The following is a 19,174-nucleotide window of genomic DNA, read 5'->3' as shown; positions in this document are numbered from 1 at the left end:
GACGCCGCCGTACCCGGCTTCCTGGAAGGGCGATCGACGCCGCACACCGTTTTCAATGACGAAACGAGAAGGTACCTCTCCATGCCACCCACCGGTCTCAACCGCGCCCTCCTGCGCTCTCCGCTCCTTGCCGGGGCAACCGTCCTCGGCGTCTGCCTCGCCGGGGCTCCGGCGCTCGCCGTCGATGCCCCATCCGTCACAGCCGATCCTCCGTCCGTCGCAGCGGAGGCGACGTCGTCGCTCCCCGCACCGCTCAACGTGCGCCTGGCGCGCGTCACCGCAACCGCCGTCATGCTCCGCTGGAACGAGGTGCCGGGCGCAACCGGCTACCTCGTGTCCCGTGCGGACACCGTCGACGGCGAGTACGTCCAGGTCGCGGAAACCGCGGGCGACGTCTTCGCGACGGATGGGTCCGTGGATACGTCCTCGCCGCGCTTCTACCGCGTCCAGGCTCGCGGCGCGGACGGCATCACCGCACCCTCGCCCGCTACGGCCTCGAGCGTCTTCGCCAACCCACCGGCACTGCCCGACGGCGTCCTCACCTTCGATCTCGGTCCGGGTGCCGTAGCGCCCGGCGCGACGGCCATCAGCGACACGACGGCCTACGGCGCGGGAACGCGAGCCGGCTTCATCGACCCGTCGAAGGTCACGGCGACCGATCGCAGCACGCAGGACGCCACCCGGTCCGACTTCGTGACGATCGGCGACACGGAGCTCGTGGTGGACCTGCCGAACGGCGACTACACCATCGGCCTCATCGCCGGTGATGCCGCGGGCCCCACCGACCTCGCACTCATCGCCGAGCAGATGACCAAGGTACAGCCCACCACCCGGGCGGCGGGCCAGTACCTGGAGATGTCCTTCGACATCGCCGTCGTCGACGGGCAGCTCAACCTCGACGTCGCGGGAACCGCCGCCAACCTGAACGGCCTGACCATCACCCGGCAGGCCGACCGGGCGCAGGCTCCCGAGCCGACGGTCTGGCTCACGGGTGACTCGACTGTCCAGACGTACCGCTCCGACGTGGCACCGCAGGCGGGGTGGGGGCAGATGATCGACCGCTTCCTGTCCGACGACATCGCGGTGGACAACAGGGCGATCGGCGGGCGGAGCTCCAAGAACTTCATCAGCCAGGGGCGCCTCGACGAGGTGCTCCGCGGCATCGAGCCCGGCGACTACCTCTTCGTGCAGTTCGGCCACAACGACAACAGCTACGGCGTGGATGATCGCTTCGCTGCTCCCGCCGACTACTACGAGTACCTCCGGACGTATGTGGACGGCGCGAAACAGCGCGGCGCGACGCCGGTGCTCGTGACCCCGGTCTCCCGGCGGGCCTTCGGGGCCGACGGCAAGGCCGTGGTGTCCTTCCCCGCCTACGTCGAGGCCGTACAGAAGCTGGCTGCAGAGACCGGCACGCCGGTCGTCGACCTCGCGGCGTCGAGTCGTGCCCACCTCGACGAGATCGGCGCCGAGGCCGCGAAGTCCGTCTACCTCCACGTGCCTGCCGGGGTCTACCCGAGCCGCCCCGCCGGCACCGTGGACGACACCCATTTCCAGGAGTACGGCGCAATCCAGATGGCCCGGCTCGTGGCCGAGGATGTCGCGGGGCTCGACATCCCGCTGGCCGGCGAGGTCGAGGAAGCCGAGCCACCGGCAGCAGTGCCGGCGGCTCCGACGGGCGTCGTCGTCGCCAGCGTCTCCAACTCGACCGCGCAGCTCACCTGGCGCGCAGTCGAGGGCGCGGACATCTACCGCGTGTTCCGGAAGGACGCCGGTGCGGGTGAGGACGCCTACGCCCTCGTGGCCACCTCCACCCTCCCGCAATCCGCTGTCCCGGGCCTCGCGGAGGGCCGGGAGTACGATGTCCGCGTCGTCGCCGTCAACGGTCGCGGAGAATCCGCACCTTCCAGCGCCGTACGGATCGCCACGAAATCGCCCCTGTACCGCTTCGACGTCCAGCAGGCCGGATCGCCGGTCATGCCGGACTACACGGAGGTGAACCAGACGAGCGCCTACTCGGCGCAACGCGGCTGGGGCTTCCTGAACACTGCGGGCCTGGCCGGGCGTGACCGCGGCATCGCCTTCACGCCGCCGCCCACGGACCTCGAGCGTGACTTCCTGCTGCCGACACCGAGCCACGACTTCGCCGTCGACGTGCCGAACGGCTCCTACGCGGTCAAGACGTACAGCGGTGACTGGATCGGCACGAGCCGCTCCAATGTGCAGCTCGAGGGCAAGGACTTCGGTTCGGCCAACGCCGGCCGTGCCGCCGTCGCGCAGAAGACCAGCGAGCCCGTGCTCGTCACCGACGGCCAGCTCAACCTGGTGATGACCGGGACGTCGTCGCGCCTCAACGGTATCGAGATCACGCCGCTGCAGCTGGCGCCGTCGGGCCTCGCACTGAAGGACCTCAGCATCGATGGGGCAGGCGTCGCCGTGTCCCTCACCTGGCAGGCGCCCGAGGGAGCCGCGGGCTACCGCGTGTACCGGACCGCTGACGGTTCGACCGAGCGTGCCGCGATCGGGGACACGAAGGATGCCGCGTTCACCGATACCACCGCCGACGTCGGACTCGAATACACCTATACGGTCGTGGCGCTCACCGCGGGCGGCACCGAATCCGTCGCGTCGAACGCGCTGGTCCTCACCACGGTGGATCCTGACGTACCCACCGCAGCAGTGCCGACCGGACTCACCCTCGGCGCCGTCAACAAGAACGACGTGACGATCAGCTGGACGCCGTCGGACGGCGCCCTCTTCTACCAGGTGTACCGGGCGGAGCCGAAGGCGGATGGATCACTCGGCGACCCCGAGCTGGTCGGGCGGGCGGACAGCGCATCCTTCACCGACACGAAGGTTCTGACGACCATCGAGTACACCTACGCTGTCGCGGCGGTCAACGCAGGCGGCGCGTCCGAGCGTTCTTCGACGATCACCTCGCCGGCCGCCACCACCCTCCAACGGCAGGCCGAGCGCCTGGACCGCGCTCCGGTCGCGGTGCAGGGCGAGGGCGGCACCTATATCGGTTGGCGCATGCTCGGACTGGATGACGACGGCATCGCCTTCCACGTCTACCGCGACGGCGAGCGCATCACCGACGAACCCGTCACCACGAGCACCAACCTGCTCGACGCCGACGGCGCGGCGGAGTCCGTGTACCGCGTGAGTTCCGTGGTCGACGGCGTCGAGCGCTGGGTCACCGAGGACTTCACCGTCTGGACCCAGCAGTTCCTCGACGTCCCGATCGAGAAGCCCGCCGACGCCGTCACCAAGGACGGCCAGCCGTACTCCTACAAGGCGGGCGACTCCTCGGTGGGCGACGTCGACGGTGACGGCGAGTACGAGGTGATCCTCAAATGGGACCCGACGAACAGCCGCGACAACTCACAGGCCGGCTACACGGGGACCGTCTACATCGACGCCTACAAGCTGGACGGCACCCGCCTGTGGCGGATCGACCTCGGGAAGAACATCCGGGCCGGCGCGCACTACACCCAGTTCCAGGTCTTCGACCTCGACGGGAACGGCACGGCGGAGGTGACACTGAAGACCGCCGAAGGCACCGTGGACGGCGCGGGCTCCGTGATCGGTGATGCCGCAGCCGACTACCGGAACTCTTCCGGCTACGTCCTGAGCGGTCCCGAATACCTCACGGTGTTCGACGGTGCGACGGGCGCGGCCATCGACACGATCGATTACGTGCCGGCCCGCGGGGACGTAGGAGCCTGGGGCGATACCTACGGCAATCGCGTGGACCGCTTCCTGGCCGGTGTGGCCTACCTCGACGGCGAGAAGCCGAGTGTCATCTTCAGCCGTGGCTACTACACGCGCGCGGTGGTCGCCGCCTTCGATTTCGACGGCACCCACCTCACCTCACGCTGGACGTTCGACTCCGACGAGTCGGGCAGCCAGTACCGGAGCCAGGGCAACCACGAGTTCTCCGTCGCTGATGTCGACGGCGACCAGAAGGACGAGATCGTCTTCGGCTCCATGACCATCGACGACGACGGCGAGGCGCTCTACACCACGGGCCTCGGCCACGGCGACGCCCTGCACGTCTCGGACTTCGATCCGACGAATCCCGGCCTCGAGGTCTTCGCGGCGCACGAGGACATGGGAGCATCCGGCAGTCGCGGGGCCACCTATCGTGACGCTGCGACGGGAGAGATCATCTGGTCGATTCCGGCGGCACGTGATACCGGACGGGCAGCCATGGCGGACATCGATCCGAACCACGCCGGCGCCGAGGGCTGGGCCATCGGTGGGGATGCAGCCTACAACTCGCCGGTCGGGCAGCTCCGCTCCTCTGCAGGCGAACTCCTGTCGGAGAAGATCCCGGCTGCGAACTTCGTCACCTGGTGGGATGGAGACCTGCTCCGCGAGATCACGGACAACGACTACGACGCGGCAGTGGCCGCGGGCGTTCCGACCATCTCGAAGTGGAACCCCGAGACGCAGGCGTCCGAGGAGCTGTACCGGGCAGGCGGGACCCTGAGCAACAACACCACCAAGGCGAACCCCGCCCTGCAGGCCGACCTGTTCGGCGACTGGCGCGAGGAGATCGTGACCCGGACGGAGGACTCGTCCGCCCTGCGCATCGCGACGACCGTCGACGTCACCGACCACCGGTTGCGGACGCTTCAGTCGGACCCCGTGTACCGGCTCGGCGTCGCGTGGCAGAACACCGCCTACAACCAGCCCCCGCACACCTCGTACTTCCTGGGTGCGGACATGCAGGCCCCGGCGGCACCGAGCATCACCTATACGGGAGAGGACAGCGGACCGGGCGAGCTGGTCAACCCCGAGCCGTCCTTCACCCCGGGTCCTGCCAGGGCCAAGGAGCTCAGGGAGTCCACGCGCGTGGATCTCGGCCTCGCGGGGGAGAAGTTCGGCCATGGCTCCAGCGAGGTGACGCTGGAGAACCTCGAGGCCGAGGACTGGTTCTACGTCTACCTCAACGGCACCGGCCTCGGCTGGCGGCAGGCGTCCGACGACGGCGAGGTCGGCGTGACCACGCCGTCCGGCACCCGGCCCGGTGACAACAAGGTGGTCGTCTTCACCGGCGACGGCACGCTTCTCGGGTGGGAGGCGCTCAGGGTCACCGGCCCCTGACGCTGCTGACGGACGGAGGCCCGGACGATCATCGTCCGGGCCTCCGCTCCGTCACCGGGGGAACCACCGTCGTCGTGCCGGGGGTCTGTGCAACCGACCTCGTCACCATCAGTGGCGGCCGACCCTCCCGCGGACAGTGACCGCGTGCCAGACTGGGACCATGCTCGTAGCCTTCAGCGTCGCCCCGTCCGGATCCTCCGATCTCTCCCGGGAGAACCCCGACGGGTCGGTGCACGACGCCGTCGCCGCCGCGGTCGCCGTCGTGCGTGAATCCGGCCTGCCCAACCACACCGACTCCATGTTCACCACGATCGAGGGTGAGTGGGATGAGGTGATGGCCGTGGTCAAGCACGCCACCGAGGCCGTCGGGCGCTACGGCACCCGCGTCTCGCTCGTGCTGAAGGCGGACATCCGTCCGGGCCACACGGGCGAGCTGACGGGCAAGCTCGACCGGCTCGAGGCGGCGCTCGCGGAGCAGGAGCAGTTCGAGGGCCACTCCTGACACATCCGGTCACCATTCGGTAGCCCCAGGACACTAAGCTGAGGGGGTGACACAGCATCTATCGACGCTGCCCTACGTGATCCGGTCGGCCACGGTCGATGACGCCGAGGCGTACGCCCGCACCCACGTCGCCGGGCTGCACGAGACGTACGAGCACATCATGCCGCCGGAGTACCACGCCTACTACGACGCCCAGCTGCCCGCGATCATCGAACGTCGGCGCGCGGCTTTCGAGGAGGCTTCGCGGACCCCCGATAGTGCGCGGAGCTGGCTGGCGTTCGACGACGGCGAGCCGGTCGCGATCGCCACGTCCGGTCCGGGGCGCGACGACGACCGCCCCGACTTCGAACTGCACCACATCTACACGCTGCGGAGCACGCATGGAACGGGGCTCGGGCAGCGCCTGCTCGACATCGCGATCGGGACCAGGGCCGCCTACCTGTGGATCCTGAATGGCAACCCGCGGGCCGAGCGCTTCTACGTCCGCAACGGCTTCGAGCCGGACGGTACCTCCATGCTCTGCGGCACTACCTGGCATCACAGGCCGATGTTCCGGATGCACCGCCCCGACCGGGGCCCGGCGGGGACGGCGCCGGCCCGCGGCTAGCATGGGACCATGCCCTTCTCCGTCTGTCCGGACGTCCCCCGGACGAGCCGACCCTGATGGCGAAACCCACCGGGCCGCGCCCCGAGATCGGCGAGTTCCCCATCGACACGGGGACGTGTGAGCTCGAACCCGATCCGTACAACGCCGACGGCTGGGTCCTGCGCATCAACGGCGTGCCCAGTTCGCATATCGACCTGGCCGATCCGCTGCACCTCGACTTCGAGTACATGCGCTGGATCGCCTCGCTCGTGGACTCGCGCTGGTCGTCGACGGAGAGGCTTCGCGCGCTGCACCTCGGAGGGGGCGCCTGCTCGCTCGCCCGCCGCTTCGCCGCCTCGCATCCGCAGGCCCGCCAGGTCGTCGTCGAGCTCGACGGCCGACTGGCCGACCTGGTGCGCGAATGGTTCGACCTGCCGCGCGCGCCGCTCGTGAGGATCCGTGTCGGCGAGGCAAGGGCTGTGACGGAGTCGCTGAGCGAGAACAGCCGAGATCTCGTGATCCGCGACGTCTTCGCCGGCGCAGTGACGCCGGAGCCGCTGATCACGCGCGAGTTCACGCGGGCGGCGAAGCGCGTCCTCGCGGCCGACGGGGTGTACGTGGTCAATTGCGGCGACAGTCCGAACCTCGCGATGGCCAAGCGCGAGGCCGCGACCATAGGGGCGGAGTTCGAGCACACGGTGATCATCGCCGATCCCGCGATGCTCAAGGGGCGGCGCTACGGCAATGTGATCATCGCGGGCAGCGATGCGCCGCTCGGCGGGGATCCGGGGTTGGTGCGCGGGCTGCTCGGCGGGGGAGTGCCGGCGCACCTCTGGCAGGACGCCCGGGTCCGCGCTTTCGCGGCCGGAGCGCAGGTCCTCGCGGACTGAGACGGTAGGACGCCGCTTATGGGGGGCGCATCGGACACCCCGCCATAGCGTGTACGCAGGCCTCCGTGAAGGGTCACGGGCGTCGGTCACCCACCCGAACCCCAAAAGCGCGCCGCACTAGGCTGGCAGGGTGGAACTGGGACTGCTGGGCATCATCGTCATCGCCGTCCTCGTGGCGGTCGCTGTCCTCTCGAAACGCGTGGGCGTCGCAGCGCCGCTGCTCCTCGTCGTCGTCGGTATCGGCCTGTCCTTCGTCCCCGGTGTGCCGAGCTTCAGCATCCCGGACGAGTGGATCCTCACCGGAATCCTGCCACCCCTGCTCTATGCTGCCGCGATCAAGACGCCCGTGATGGACTTCCGGCGGAACCTCACACCCATCGCGAGCCTGTCCGTGGCGCTTGTCGTCGTCTCCTCGTTCGTCACCGGACTCCTCCTCCACGCGCTGCTCCCTGATCTCGGTCTGGCGGCGGCTATCGCGCTCGGCGCCGTCATCAGCCCGCCCGACGCCGTCGCGGCCACGTCGATCGGCCGCCGGCTGGGCCTGCCGCCCCGGCTCCTGACCGTGCTCGAGGGTGAGGGGCTGGTCAATGACGCCACGGCCCTCGTGCTCCTGCGCAGTGCCATCGCGGCATCGGCCGGAGCGCTGAGCGGGTTCGGGGCCGCCGTCGCAGACTTCGCGTTCGCCGTCGTCGTCGCCGTGATCGTCGGGTATGCGGTCGGGGTGGTGACCGTTTTCATCCGCTCCACGCTCGATGACCCGGTGCTGGACACCGCCCTCTCCTTCGCGGTCCCCTTCATCGCCTTCATCCCCGCCGAGGAGCTCGGGGCGTCGGGAGTGCTGGCCGTCGTCGTCGCCGGTGTGTATACGGGCCACCGGAGTGCCAGCCACCTCGACGCCCGCGCACGCATCAGCGACAACGTGAACTGGCGGACGGTGCAGTTCCTGCTCGAGAACGGAGTCTTCCTGCTGATCGGCCTCGAGGTCCGGGGCCTGCTGCAGAACATCGACGAGTCGTTGCTGACGGTGGGGGAGACGGTGCTGATCGGCCTCGTCGCGACGCTCGCGCTGATCGTGCTGCGCTTCCTGTGGGTGTTCCCCCTCGTCCTGCTCATGCGGAGGCTGCCGAGCAGGGCCGCGCGCCGTTCCATCCAGCTGCGACGTGGGCTCGGCCGGCTCAAGAAACTGCCCACCCTCGATCCGAGGCAGGAGCGGCGGAAGAGGGCGCTCACGCGCATGTTCGAGCGGCGGCAGGCGGACCTCGAGCTCGAGCGGCGTGAGGGCTTCGGCTGGAAGGGTGCCACCGTGCTCGGCTGGTCGGGGATGCGCGGAGTGGTGACGCTCGCGGCGGCACAGTCCCTGCCGGAAGCCTTCGCCTACCGGGAACAGCTCGTCCTGATCGCGTTCACGGTCGCCGTCACCACCCTCCTGGTGCAGGGCAGCACGCTGCCGGCGCTCATCCGGGTGCTGAAGGTCCAGGGGGTCGACGCCGACACCGACCGGGAGGAATCGGCGACCCTCTTCGACGAGCTGCGCGTCGAGGGCCTTCGGGTCCTCGACGATCCGCAGGTGGTCATCGGCGAAGGTATCGAGGTGGACGAGGACGTGCTGGACCGCGTGCGCCTCGACACGGGCATGCGGAGCGAGTTCGAATGGGAGAAGGCGCGGCTGCCCGATCAGAAGCTGGTGCGCTCGCCGCACCGCCAGTACCGTGACCTCCGGTTGGCAGTCCTCGAGGCCGAGCGGCAGGCATTGCTGGCTGCCCGTGCCCGCGGAACCTATTCCTCACGCGTCCTCGCCCGGGCGCAGCGCATCCTCGATGTGGAGGAGACCCGGCTGCGTCCACGCGGCAGCTCATCCTGAGGGACATTGTCGGGTGAGCAGGTTCGTCCGGGGCGCAGGTCAGAAGGACGGACGCCCCCGGCCGCGGACGTCGCAGGGCGGTGCATCCCTTTGTGGGGTACGCGCCTGGTCCTACGGTCCCGTCCGACCGGCGCGGTCCCGCCCGAGGAGTTCCGACTCGAGCGCGAGCGTTCCTTCGCGCAGGGCCTGGACGACGGCGGCGACGGCAGGTTGCCGCAGCGAGTCGGGCCGCACCACGAGCCAGTAGTCCAGTTTCTCGGCGACGAGATCGGGAAGGATGCGGACGAGGTCCGCGTGGCGATCTGCCATGAAGCACGGCAGGAGGCCGAGGCCTGCGCCGGCACGCGTCGCCTCGACGTGCACGAAGACATTGGTGGAGCTCAGGGCATCCCTCATCGCCGGCAGCAGCCTCCGTGGTGCGTCGAGGCTGTCCACCTGCAGCATCGAGTCGATGAAGTAGACGAGCGGATGCGTGACCACTTCGGCCAGATCCGACGGCGTGCCGGCCGACGTGAGGTAGTCCCGGGAGGCGTACAACCGGAGGACGTAGGCGCCGAGGCGCGTCGCTTCGGCGCGATGCACCTGGGGTTCCCCGACCACCACCTCGAAATCGAGCCCGGTGCGGGTCTGGGACGCGCGACGCGTCGCCGCCACGATCTCGATACTGAGCCGCGGGTTCTCGTTCCGGAGCCGGGCGAACGCCGGAGCGGCGATGAAGGCGCTGAAGCCGTCCGTCGCACTCATGCGCACGACGCCGGCGAGGGCACCTCCGTCGTCGTCACGCAGGTGCGCGACGGCGGCCGCGACACTCGCTGCGGCGTCGGCGGCCCTCCTGCCGAGGTCTGTCAGTTCCCACCCACCGGCACTGCGGGACAGGACGTGACCGCCGAGGGCCTTCTCCAGAGCGGTGATCCGGCGCGACACCGTGGTGTGGTTGAGGCCCAGGGTCTCGGCGGCCGTGGTGAACCGGCCGGTCTGCGCGACCGCCCGGAGCACAAGCAGGTCCTGTGCATTGGGAGTGGGCATGTCTGCAGTATCGCAGAGTAGGCGTGCCGAAGTGGTCATTGGTCCCGCCGTACGCTGCAGGAATACTCAGGGGAAGTGCGGGGGCTCGCCCCGCTCCCCAGCGCGGAAGGACAGCCATGAGCCTCGATGAAGCGGCAGCGCACTCCGGTCGGACCGGTCCCGGCCCGGCCCGTCAGGGGGAAGGAGTCCTCAGCGGGCGACGAGCCGTCATCACGGGCGGCGCCAGTGGTATCGGCGCGGCCTGCGCGCACGCCCTCGCAGCACTCGGCGCGGATGTCGTGGTCGCCGATCGTGACGGGGACGGTGCAACCGCACTCGCGGGCGAGTTGGGCGGGGAAGCGTGGGCCGTCGACCTGCTCGACACCCGGGCTCTGGAGGAGCTCACACTCGAGACGGACATCCTCGTGAACAATGCCGGGATCCAGGTGGTCAGCCCCATCGAGCAGTTCAGCCCGGACGACTTCCGCCGGATCCAGAAGCTCATGGTCGAGGCGCCTTTCCTCCTCATCCGTGCAGCATTGCCGGGCATGTACGCGCGCGGCTTCGGCCGGATCATCAACATCTCCTCGGTGCACGGACTGCGCGCGTCACCGTTCAAGTCGGCCTACGTCACGGCGAAGCACGGGCTCGAGGGACTGTCCAAGGTGACGGCCCTGGAGGGCGGCGAGCACGGAGTCACGAGCAACTGCGTGAACCCGGGCTACGTACGGACGCCCCTCGTCGAGAACCAGCTCACCGATCAGGCCCGCCTCCACGGCATCACCGAGGACGAAGTGCTCTCGAAGATCATGCTCACCGAGTCCGCCATCAAGCGCCTCGTCGAGCCGGGGGAGGTCGCCTCCCTCGTCGCGTGGCTCGCGGGCGACGACGCCGGGATGGTCACCGGCTCGTCCTACGTCATGGACGGCGGCTGGTCCGCCCGCTGACCCCCGGGTCAGCCCACAAAGCCGGCGACGACGGCGGTCCCCCATCCGCCGTCGTCGCTTTTTCTCGGTCAGATACCGAGCAGCTCCTCGATGGGGCCGATGCCGAAGAACACCACGAAGGCGGCGGCCACGGCCCACATCAGGGGGTGCACTTCACGGCCCCGACCCTGGATCGCGCGGATCAGCACGAAGGCGATAAAGCCTGCGCCGAGCCCGTTCGCGATCGAATAGGTGAACGGCATGAGGGTGAAGGTGAGGAAGGCCGGGATGGCGATGCCCCAGTCGTCGAAGTCGATGCGGCCCACCTGCGCCACCATCATGAAGCCGACCACCACGAGCGCGGGGGCCACGGCCTCGAACGGGACGAGGCTGATGAGCGGTGTGAAGAACATCGCGAGCAGGAACAGCATGCCGGTCACGACGTTCGCGAGGCCTGTCCGGGCGCCCTCGCCGATACCGGCGCCGGACTCGACGTAGATCTGGTTCGAGGACACCGAACCGACACCGCCTGCCACAGCACCGAGGGCGTCGATCACGAGGACGCGGTCGACGCCGGGGATGTTGCCCTTCTCGTCGACGAGCTTGGCCTCGTTCGCGAGCCCCACCATGGTGCCCATGGCGTCGAAGAAGATGCTGAGGAGGATGGTGAAGGTCAGCAGGAGCGCAGCTGTTCCGCCGAGATGACCGAACGCGCCGAACAGGCTCACGTTACCCACCAGGCTGAGATCGGGGATCCCCACCCACGCACCGCTGGGCAGTTCGGGCACCACGAGCGACCAACCCGCGGGGTTCGGGTCCTGGCCGGGGATGAAACTCGGACCCACGTTCACGACGGCCTCGACCACGACGGCGAGCACTGTCGCGGCGAGGACGCCGATGAGGATGGCGCCGCGCACCTTACGCACCACGAGGGCGATGGTCAGGATGAGGCCGAAGACGAAGATCAGGGTGGGCCAGCCGATCAGCACGCCGCCGAAGCCGAGACCCACGGGGACAGTGGTGTTGGCGACGTCGGGCACGCGGCGTACGAAACCGGCGTTGACCAGGCCGATCAGCGCGATGAACAGGCCGATCCCGACGACGATCGCCGTCTTGAGGCTCTCGGGCACCGCATTGAAGACCGCCGTCCGGAAGCCTGTCAGCACCAGGACGAGCATCGTCAGGCCCGCGAGCATGACGAGCCCCATGATGTCCGGCCAGGTGAGCCCGGGGTTGGTCGCCACGGTGATGGCCACGAACGCGTTGACGCCGAGGCCGGTCGCCAGGGCGAAGGGGTACTTCGCCCAGGCACCCATGACGATCGTCAGGATGCCCGCTACCAGTGCCGTCACGGCCGCGACGCGCTCGAAGCCGAGCTCGGTGCCCGACGAATCGGCGCCGGCGAGGATGAGGGGATTGAGGACCACGATGTAGCTCATGGCGAAGAACGTGGCGAGGCCGCCGCGGATTTCGCGGGAGAACGTCGACCCCCGCTGCGTGATGTCGAAGTAGCGATCCAGCACGGAACCAGTTTTGAGCAAGAGGGGATCCTAGGGCGGAAGGGTCGGGGAGCAATCGCGAAGATTCTATCCCGGAGTACCGCCGGCATGAGGTTCATGACGACCCTCCGGGGCCAGGCATCGCCCGCGAACGCATCCCAGCACCCCGTCAGGCACTCCGCGTAGGGTTGAACCATGGCTGCCCTTCCACTCCCGTCCACTCTGCTTCCGGCGACTCGACTGCGCGGACGCCGTCGTCGCGCGCTGTCCTTCGGCGCCCTTGTTCCCGCCATCCTCCTCGCTCTCGCCCTACTCCTTGGCGCGGGTGGCCCGGCCGGCGCGCATGACGAGCTGACCGGGACCAATCCGGCCGAGGGTGCCACTGTCGACGTGTTGCCTCCGAGCCTCGAACTGGGCTTCTCGAACGTGCCGTCAGGGATCGGGGCGCAGGTGCAGGTCCTCGATGAGGCGGGAGCTGACTGGGCTGACGGCCCCGTGTCGATCGTCGACCGCACCGCTACGCAGCCGCTACGGTCAGGGGCCCCTGCGGGGGAGTACACCGTCAACTGGCGCGTGGCGAGCTCGGACTCGCACCCCATCGAGGGCACGTTCGCCTTCACCACGCTTCAGGGCTCGTCGACGGTGCCGGATTCGGTGACGACGCCCGGTCCTGTCGAGACGCAGGATGCCCCGGCCAATGAGACGCAGACAGCCGGGGTGAGCGATTTCCCGTGGAGCATCGTGCTGATGATCGCAGCACTGGTAGCCATCGCCGTCGCGCTCGCGCTCACGGCGCGGAAGAAGCTCGGAGCCGACAGGTAGGAGCCGGGTCCGATCAGGCCGTGTCAGGCGCCGAGCGGTGAGATCGCTGCGCGGGGCGGTGCCAGTCGATTGAGCGCCGCGGGCCCCTGGGACTGGATGATGTCGCTGACGAGCTTGGCCTGGCGCACGATCTCCCGCGTGGTGGGTGTCAGCAGTTCGCCGACCCCGACGAGATGCAGTCCGATTGCCCGCAGTGCGGCCTTGAAGTCCCGGCCGATCGCGATGCCCATCGAGCGCAGGAACTTGCGCAGCTCGTTCTGGGGGTACTTCGTGAGGACCACATGGTCGGCGAGGAGGACGCCGTCGGCTGTCTGGACCGCCCACTTCTTGGGCCCTACGGAAGCGGTGATGAGCTTGGGGTGACCGATGATGCTGAGATGCTCCGCCACCGTGCTCTGCCGGACGTCGAGCTGGTGGGCGGCAGCGTAGCCGCGGAGGAGTCGCATCAGTTCGGTGCGCTCGGATAAGGACACGGAGTCCGTCATGACGGTGCGCATGGCGCCGGAGTCGAAGCATTCGAGGCTCTCAACGACGATGGAGTCGATTCCGCGGCGGCTCAGTTCACTGGCGACGGCCAGACCCGAGAGCCCCGAACCGATGACCACGGTGCTCGTATGCTCTGCCGATGCGGGAACCGCGGACGCAGAGCGGACCGGATCAAGCGGCAAGGAATCCAATGAGTTACCTCCACACGAAGCATTGGTCCCGTACGGCCCGGCGCCTCTTCCGGGCCGTACGGACTCTTGGTTGCGAACGGGTCATCCAAGAGCATTACGCAGGGAGGCCGCCCAGGAGGGAGCCCCCGCAACGGGTCATCGAAGACTATATAACTTTTCACACCGTGAATAGACCGATCCCCCACAGTGCGCTACAAATGGTGGACCGGCCGCTTTTGGCGGCGGGACATGCGACCGAGGGAGGCCTGCCGTGGGCAGCGAGCACGCAGAGGGTTTGTCGCAGGGGTTGGAACAACACGGGATCGTCGTAGGTATCGACGGCTCGGACCAGAGCACGTGCGCCCTTCTCTGGGCAGCGCAGGAGGCCGAGCGCCGAAAGGCCCCGCTCTACGTGGTGACGGCCTACACCGTGCCGGTCTTCGCGGCATCGAGCATGGACGCCGGTTATGCCACCGTGGACGACGACGTCATCCGTGAGAGCGCGCAAGCCGTCCTGCAGGAGTCCCTCACACACCTCGAGGGACTACGGGTGGACGTGCATCCCAGGATCGAGACGGGCGACGCCGCAGGGGTGCTCCTCGATCTCTCCGAGGAAGCCGAACTCATGGTCGTCGGCTCCCGCGGCCGCGGCGGCTTCGTCGGCCGCCTGCTCGGTTCCGTCAGCAGCGCCCTGCCGGCCCATGCCAAGTGCCCGACGGCGATCATCCCCGTCTGCACGGGGGCACGGCTGGGGCACCCGGAACTCGGGCGCAAGCAGGGCAGGGACAAGGACAAGGACAGGGACAAGCCGGCGGCTGTCGTCGAACCCGTCGTGGTGGTCGGCGTGGACGGTTCGGAGCAGGCCCGGATGGCGTCGCTCGCCGCTGCGGAGGAGGCACGCACGAGGGGACTCGCACTCCGGGTCATCTGCTCGGTCGCACCGTTCAACGGCTCGCTGGCGTGGGTCCCGGCACCTGTCGACCGGGAGGCCCTGCACGCCGACCTCGCTGTCCAGTTGGCGGCCGGGCGTGACTGGCTGCAGAGCCACTACCCCGACCTGGACATCACCGTCGACCTCGTCGACGGACCGCCTGCGGAGGTGCTCATCGCAGCGTCAGCGACGTCGGAGTTGCTGGTCGTGGGAACGCGGGGTCGCGGCGGATTCGCCGGCATGCTGATGGGATCAACGAGCCAGGGCGTCCTGCACCATGCGCGCGGGCCGGTGCTGGTGGTTCCGGACAGGGCAGACCCACGGCTCGAGGACCGGCGTTCGTTCGGGCCGATGATCGCTCCGGGCCGCTAGTCCGGGCGCTCCTGCTGGTTCAGGCGCGTCCCGCCGAGGGGTTCAGAGGGCCCATGCCGCCCATGGCTGCGAGATCGGTGATGACGATGCCGTCGGTGGGGTTCAGGGCGTTCACGACCTGATTGCCGCCGATATAGATGGCCACGTGCCAGATGTCGCCGCCGCTGCCCCAGAAGACCAGATCGCCCGGCTGCATCTGTGACAGCGGAACGTGCTGCACCGCGAAGAACTGCTGGGCAGCGGTCCTCGGCAGTGACACCCCGGCCGAGGCGAATGCCTGTTGGGTGAGGCCTGAGCAGTCGTAGCCGAGGGGTCCGTTGCCGCCCCAGGCGTAGTAGTAGGGACTACCCCTCTTGGACATCGCGTAGCTCATGGCTACGGCTCCGGCGCCACTACTCGACGGCGGTGTGGGTGCAGGCTGGACGGGGGCGGGTCGGACGGGCGCTGGCTGCACCGGGGCAGGTCGGACGGGCGCCGGCTGGACGGGGGCTGGTCGGACGGGCGCCGGCTGCACCGGAGCAGGTTGTGGGGGCGCCGGTTGGGCAGGGGCGGCGGTACGTACGGGTACAGGTGCCGCCGTCGGTCCGGGCGCCGGCGCAGCTGCGGGCGCAGGCGCGCCCTGAACCGGAGCAGCGACCGGCGGGACCTGTGCCTCTGTCCTGATGAGCGCAGGATCGCGCAGCGGCGGTGTGCTTGCAACGGACGGACCCGGCTCTGGTACGACGGGTGCTGCGGCTGCTGCCGACTCCGCGATGATGCGGGCGAGGTCGCGCTCACGCTGGGCCTGCTCGAGGCCGGCGATGCGCTTGTCCTCGAGTTCGGCGGTCGTATGACGGAGGGTGGCGAGCTGCCCCACCAGGGTGGTCCGCTCCTCCTCCTTCTCGGTCACGAGGCGTTGCGCGCCGGCCGCCGCAGTCCGGGCCTCCTCGCCCGCGGCCTCTGCGGCATCGGCGGCCGCCTGGGCCGCCTTGTGTGCCTCCGCGGCATCCTCGGTCAGGGAGATCCACGCCTCGGTCGCCGCCTTGGCATCATCCAGCGTGCGCGTGCTGCTGCTCGAGAGCCCGTAGAGGGTGGAGGCCCGGTACATGACGTCGTCGAGGTCGCTCCCGTCGAGGATGCTCTCGATACCTGGGTTCATACCGCCGGACCTGTAGAGGTCGCCTGCGAGCTCTCCGACCTGCACCTCGGCAGCGGTGTGTGTGCGTGCCGCCACCGCTGCGCGGTGATCCGCCTGGTCCGATGCAGCACGGCGCTCCTGCAGGACGGCCAGGGCGGTCGTGTAGGTGTCCTGCATCTTGAAGGCGTCGAGTTGAGCCTCCTGTAGCTGCGTCCCGGCGGTCGCGATGATGCCCTCGATGTCCGTCACGAGCCCGGCCGTTGCTGCAGCGTCATCCTGCGCACGCCTCATGTCGGCCGGCGAGGGGAGCTCGGTAACTCGCGGGGCGATGACCTGGGAGGCTGCCAGCGCTGGTGAGACTGCGGAGCACCCGATGAGGACAGTGGCAGCGAGGGTGGCAACACTGCGGCGCACGGAGTCCCTTGTTCTACATATTGACTGCACGTTGTGCCGCTCTCTCGCCCGAAACTGCCGTTGGTGGATCACGCAACAGTCCCGACCATAGGTGCCAATAACCACATTGGCAACATGAGTCACTTCAGTATCGTAAACAACAACGGTGTCATTTACGAGGATCTGCGCGGCGTGTCGCGTCAGCTCCAGCCGAGCTCGTGGAGCCGATCGTCGTCGATCCCGAAGTGGTGGGCGATTTCGTGGACGACGGTCACGAGGATCTCCTCCACGAGCTCCTCCTGGGACTCGCACAGGCGCATGAGTGGCCCACGGAAGATGCTGATGCGATCAGGCAGGGAGCCTGCTTCCCACCAGGAGTCCCGCTCGGTGAGCGGGGTTCCCTCGTACAGACCCAGCAGCTCGGTGTCGGACGGCTCACCTGGTAACGGCTCGTACTCTTCGACCACGATGATCGCCACATTGTTCATGGCGCGGGCGAGGTCATCGGGAATGCGGTCGATGGCGTCATCGACGGCTTCCTCGAACTCTTCCCGGGAGATCTCGAATGGCACGCCCCGATCGTACAGACCGTCCGCCTGCCTCCATGCCTCGGCAGCGAAGGCCACGAGTGCGAGCTCTCTGGCGCAGACCAGGGATTTTGTGTAATCGACGACGTGCCCCTATAGTTTTATAGGTCCACGACAGGGAAAGATCCGCCGGAAATGCTTGTCTTCCGGAAGGTTGCAGGAACCCGATCCGTGGTCCAGGCCCCCATCGTCTAGCGGCCTAGGACACCGCCCTTTCACGGCGGCGGCACGGGTTCGAATCCCGTTGGGGGTACGCAGGGGCAGCTCTCACGGGCGGTCAACCGGAATGAAAAGTGCTGGTAGGCTGGAGCTCTTGCAAAAATTGCAAGTGAAGTTAGTAAGGCCCTGTAGCGCAGTTGGTTAGCGCGCCGCCCTGTCACGGCGGAGGTCGCGGGTTCAAGTCCCGTCAGGGTCGCTCAGGCGGCTGGATCCCCTCGGGGAGCCAGGCCGGGCTGGATACGGTGATCATCGGAAGATGGTCGCATGGCTCTGTAGCTCAGTTGGTAGAGCGTTCGACTGAAAATCGAGAGGTCACCGGATCGACGCCGGTCGGAGCCACTGCTGAAAACCCCGCAGTTCCCCACGGAACGCGGGGTTTTTCTTATGTCCGAAATCGGCTCACCACGTTCTTCACCGACAGTGCCCTCGGTGCTCCCAGCCAACACGGGGGTTCGCGCCGTAGCATCACCGGGTGCGGCCCCGCAGGTCCCCAGGCGTGAGTCCTCGACCCCGAGCAGGCGTCCAGTCGGTTGCCTGGGGGAACCGCCTGGGATAGTAGTGGAGGTTTCACGCGTTGAACCCCCGGCATGAACCGAGACGAAAGGGCACCCCGTGAGATTCCTGCATTCCGCAGTCGGACTCTGTGCCCTGACCGTTGGCCTGACCGGGTGCAGCTTCGAAGCGCCCTCACCTGCCGAGACGATGCTCACCATGCCCGCGAGCCCTCCAGCAGTGCCGAGCACCCGTGCGTCGCCGGACGCATCCCCGTCCGCACGTCCGGACGGCGCATCTCCCGACACGGAGCAACCGGACGTCCAGTCCGGCGAGGATCCCTCGAAGCACTGCGTGATCGTCGCTGCCGGCATGACCACGGCCATGCTCGCCCCACTGAGTCTTCGCTCCTCCACGGATCCGCACGACCTCGTGGTGCTCGAGCAGCAGATCCTCGACCTTCGCGCGAAGGTGCCCGCCGATCTGCAGGACGATTTCACCATGCTGGCATCTTCCGTGGAAGCGCCGCCCGAGGGTTCGGGCACCTTCGACGAGAAGGCCTTCCGTCGTGCCATGGTGCCGGTGCAGGATTGGCTCGGGCAGCATTGCACTACCTCCTGACGCCCTCCACCCTGCTCCGCTCCGCCCTTGTCCCCGACGCCTTCCGCGAATAGCCCCGGACGGCCACCGTGCGGCAGTACCGTGGCTTAGGCTGGGCACACATGAAAGGGAGTCCTCGATGATCGAGCAAGCCATGGGGCGGCCCCTGCCCGTCCTCCAGGGCACACCAGCCGGACGAACGGTGATCGGAGACCCGGCCGCCGTCAAGATCGCTGCCATCGCGGCCCGGGCCGTCCCGGGTGTGCATTCACTCGGGCCGGGTGCCGGGCGTGCGCTCGGAGCCATTCGTGACGCGGTCGGTGCCAGCGACCTCTCGCAAGGCGTGAAGGTCGAGGTCGGTCAGACCCAGCTCGCGGTCGATATCAGCCTCGTCGCGGACGATGGCTTCGCTCTCAACGCCCTCGCGGACGCCGTGCGCGTCGCGGTCTACGAGGCTCTCACGGAACTGGTGGGGCTCGAGGTGATCGAGGTCAACGTCGAGATCCTCGACGTACACCTCCCACCGCCGGCGGAGCCGAAGATCGTCGAGCGCGTTGGTGCCACCGGTGCGACCCAGCTCAAGCAGCCGGTGGAATGAGCCCCG

15 protein-coding genes and 3 tRNA genes are annotated in these 19,174 nt (G+C 68.5%); 13 read left to right on the top strand and 5 right to left on the bottom strand.

What is annotated here, in order from left to right; all coding sequences use genetic code 11:
* The first annotated feature begins 81 nt into the window (after nucleotides 1–81).
* The 5 genes from D6T63_RS20095 (at nucleotide 82) to D6T63_RS08910 (ending at nucleotide 8,951) form a co-directional block, all read left to right on the top strand.
* The gene (locus tag D6T63_RS20095; protein ID WP_328588665.1) at nucleotides 82–5,112 is read left to right on the top strand and encodes a rhamnogalacturonan lyase family protein; all 5,031 of its coding nucleotides are present in this window, start codon (nucleotides 82–84) and stop codon (nucleotides 5,110–5,112) included.
* 160 nt (nucleotides 5,113–5,272) lie between these two features.
* A complete protein-coding gene (locus tag D6T63_RS08925) occupies nucleotides 5,273–5,614 on the top strand; it encodes a thiamine-binding protein (RefSeq protein ID WP_120148646.1) in 342 nt (113 codons plus the stop codon).
* Between the two features lie 46 nt (nucleotides 5,615–5,660).
* The gene (locus tag D6T63_RS08920; RefSeq protein ID WP_235830645.1) at nucleotides 5,661–6,221 is read left to right on the top strand and encodes a GNAT family N-acetyltransferase; all 561 of its coding nucleotides are present in this window, start codon (nucleotides 5,661–5,663) and stop codon (nucleotides 6,219–6,221) included.
* Between the two features lie 56 nt (nucleotides 6,222–6,277).
* A complete protein-coding gene (locus D6T63_RS08915; protein WP_120148645.1) occupies nucleotides 6,278–7,090 on the top strand; it encodes a spermidine synthase in 813 nt (270 codons plus the stop codon).
* Nucleotides 7,091–7,220: 130 nt separating this feature from the next.
* Nucleotides 7,221–8,951, top strand: a complete 1,731-nt coding sequence (locus D6T63_RS08910; RefSeq protein ID WP_120148644.1) for a cation:proton antiporter — start codon at nucleotides 7,221–7,223, stop codon at nucleotides 8,949–8,951.
* A gap of 111 nt (nucleotides 8,952–9,062) precedes the next feature.
* Here D6T63_RS08910 and D6T63_RS08905 read toward each other — a convergent pair whose 3' ends face one another.
* Nucleotides 9,063–9,977: a LysR family transcriptional regulator gene (locus D6T63_RS08905; protein ID WP_235830644.1), complete on the bottom strand. Its 915-nt coding sequence runs from the start codon at nucleotides 9,975–9,977 to the stop codon at nucleotides 9,063–9,065.
* A gap of 116 nt (nucleotides 9,978–10,093) precedes the next feature.
* Between D6T63_RS08905 and D6T63_RS08900 the strand changes: the two genes are divergently transcribed.
* Nucleotides 10,094–10,903, top strand: a complete 810-nt coding sequence (locus D6T63_RS08900) for a 3-hydroxybutyrate dehydrogenase (RefSeq protein ID WP_120148642.1) — start codon at nucleotides 10,094–10,096, stop codon at nucleotides 10,901–10,903.
* A gap of 68 nt (nucleotides 10,904–10,971) precedes the next feature.
* On the opposite strand, the gene D6T63_RS08895 is transcribed toward D6T63_RS08900, so the two are convergent.
* On the bottom strand, nucleotides 10,972–12,423 hold the full coding sequence (locus D6T63_RS08895) for an NCS2 family permease (RefSeq protein ID WP_120148641.1): 1,452 nt from the start codon (nucleotides 12,421–12,423) through the stop codon (nucleotides 10,972–10,974).
* 153 nt (nucleotides 12,424–12,576) lie between these two features.
* Between D6T63_RS08895 and D6T63_RS08890 the strand changes: the two genes are divergently transcribed.
* On the top strand, nucleotides 12,577–13,203 hold the full coding sequence (locus D6T63_RS08890; protein WP_120148640.1) for a copper resistance CopC family protein: 627 nt from the start codon (nucleotides 12,577–12,579) through the stop codon (nucleotides 13,201–13,203).
* Between the two features lie 23 nt (nucleotides 13,204–13,226).
* Here the strand turns inward: D6T63_RS08890 and D6T63_RS08885 are convergent, their stop codons facing one another.
* A complete protein-coding gene (locus D6T63_RS08885; RefSeq protein WP_235830643.1) occupies nucleotides 13,227–13,880 on the bottom strand; it encodes an FAD-dependent monooxygenase in 654 nt (217 codons plus the stop codon).
* A gap of 250 nt (nucleotides 13,881–14,130) precedes the next feature.
* On the opposite strand from D6T63_RS08885, the gene D6T63_RS08880 reads away from it, so the two are divergent.
* Nucleotides 14,131–15,162 (top strand): universal stress protein, encoded by a 1,032-nt coding sequence (locus D6T63_RS08880; RefSeq protein WP_120148639.1) that lies wholly within the window; start codon nucleotides 14,131–14,133, stop codon nucleotides 15,160–15,162.
* Nucleotides 15,163–15,181: 19 nt separating this feature from the next.
* On the opposite strand, the gene D6T63_RS19205 is transcribed toward D6T63_RS08880, so the two are convergent.
* Both D6T63_RS19205 and D6T63_RS08860 read right to left on the bottom strand, forming a co-directional pair.
* Nucleotides 15,182–16,693 carry a C40 family peptidase gene (locus D6T63_RS19205; protein WP_182976940.1) on the bottom strand — a complete coding sequence of 504 codons (1,512 nt, stop codon included), beginning with the start codon at nucleotides 16,691–16,693 and terminating at the stop codon, nucleotides 15,182–15,184.
* A 179-nt stretch (nucleotides 16,694–16,872) separates the two neighbouring features.
* On the bottom strand, nucleotides 16,873–17,244 hold the full coding sequence (locus tag D6T63_RS08860) for a metallopeptidase family protein (protein WP_326963824.1): 372 nt from the start codon (nucleotides 17,242–17,244) through the stop codon (nucleotides 16,873–16,875).
* 195 nt (nucleotides 17,245–17,439) lie between these two features.
* Between D6T63_RS08860 and D6T63_RS08855 the strand changes: the two genes are divergently transcribed.
* The 5 genes from D6T63_RS08855 to D6T63_RS08835 all read left to right on the top strand — a co-directional run bounded on the left by D6T63_RS08855 (nucleotide 17,440) and on the right by D6T63_RS08835 (nucleotide 19,168).
* A tRNA-Glu gene (locus D6T63_RS08855) sits at nucleotides 17,440–17,512 on the top strand.
* A gap of 88 nt (nucleotides 17,513–17,600) precedes the next feature.
* Nucleotides 17,601–17,674, top strand: a tRNA-Asp gene (locus D6T63_RS08850).
* A 70-nt stretch (nucleotides 17,675–17,744) separates the two neighbouring features.
* Nucleotides 17,745–17,817: transfer RNA gene (locus D6T63_RS08845), tRNA-Phe, on the top strand.
* A gap of 273 nt (nucleotides 17,818–18,090) precedes the next feature.
* A complete protein-coding gene (locus tag D6T63_RS08840; protein ID WP_120148636.1) occupies nucleotides 18,091–18,591 on the top strand; it encodes a hypothetical protein in 501 nt (166 codons plus the stop codon).
* Between the two features lie 118 nt (nucleotides 18,592–18,709).
* A complete protein-coding gene (locus D6T63_RS08835) occupies nucleotides 18,710–19,168 on the top strand; it encodes an Asp23/Gls24 family envelope stress response protein (RefSeq protein ID WP_120148635.1) in 459 nt (152 codons plus the stop codon).
* Nucleotides 19,169–19,174 lie beyond the last annotated feature (6 nt).

It is taken from the genome of Arthrobacter cheniae (genome assembly GCF_003602275.1).
In the GTDB taxonomy this organism is placed as follows: domain Bacteria; phylum Actinomycetota; class Actinomycetes; order Actinomycetales; family Micrococcaceae; genus Arthrobacter_D; species Arthrobacter_D cheniae.
The sequence above is the reverse complement of the archived record's forward strand: the minus strand, read 5'-3'. Positions and strand labels throughout refer to the sequence as shown.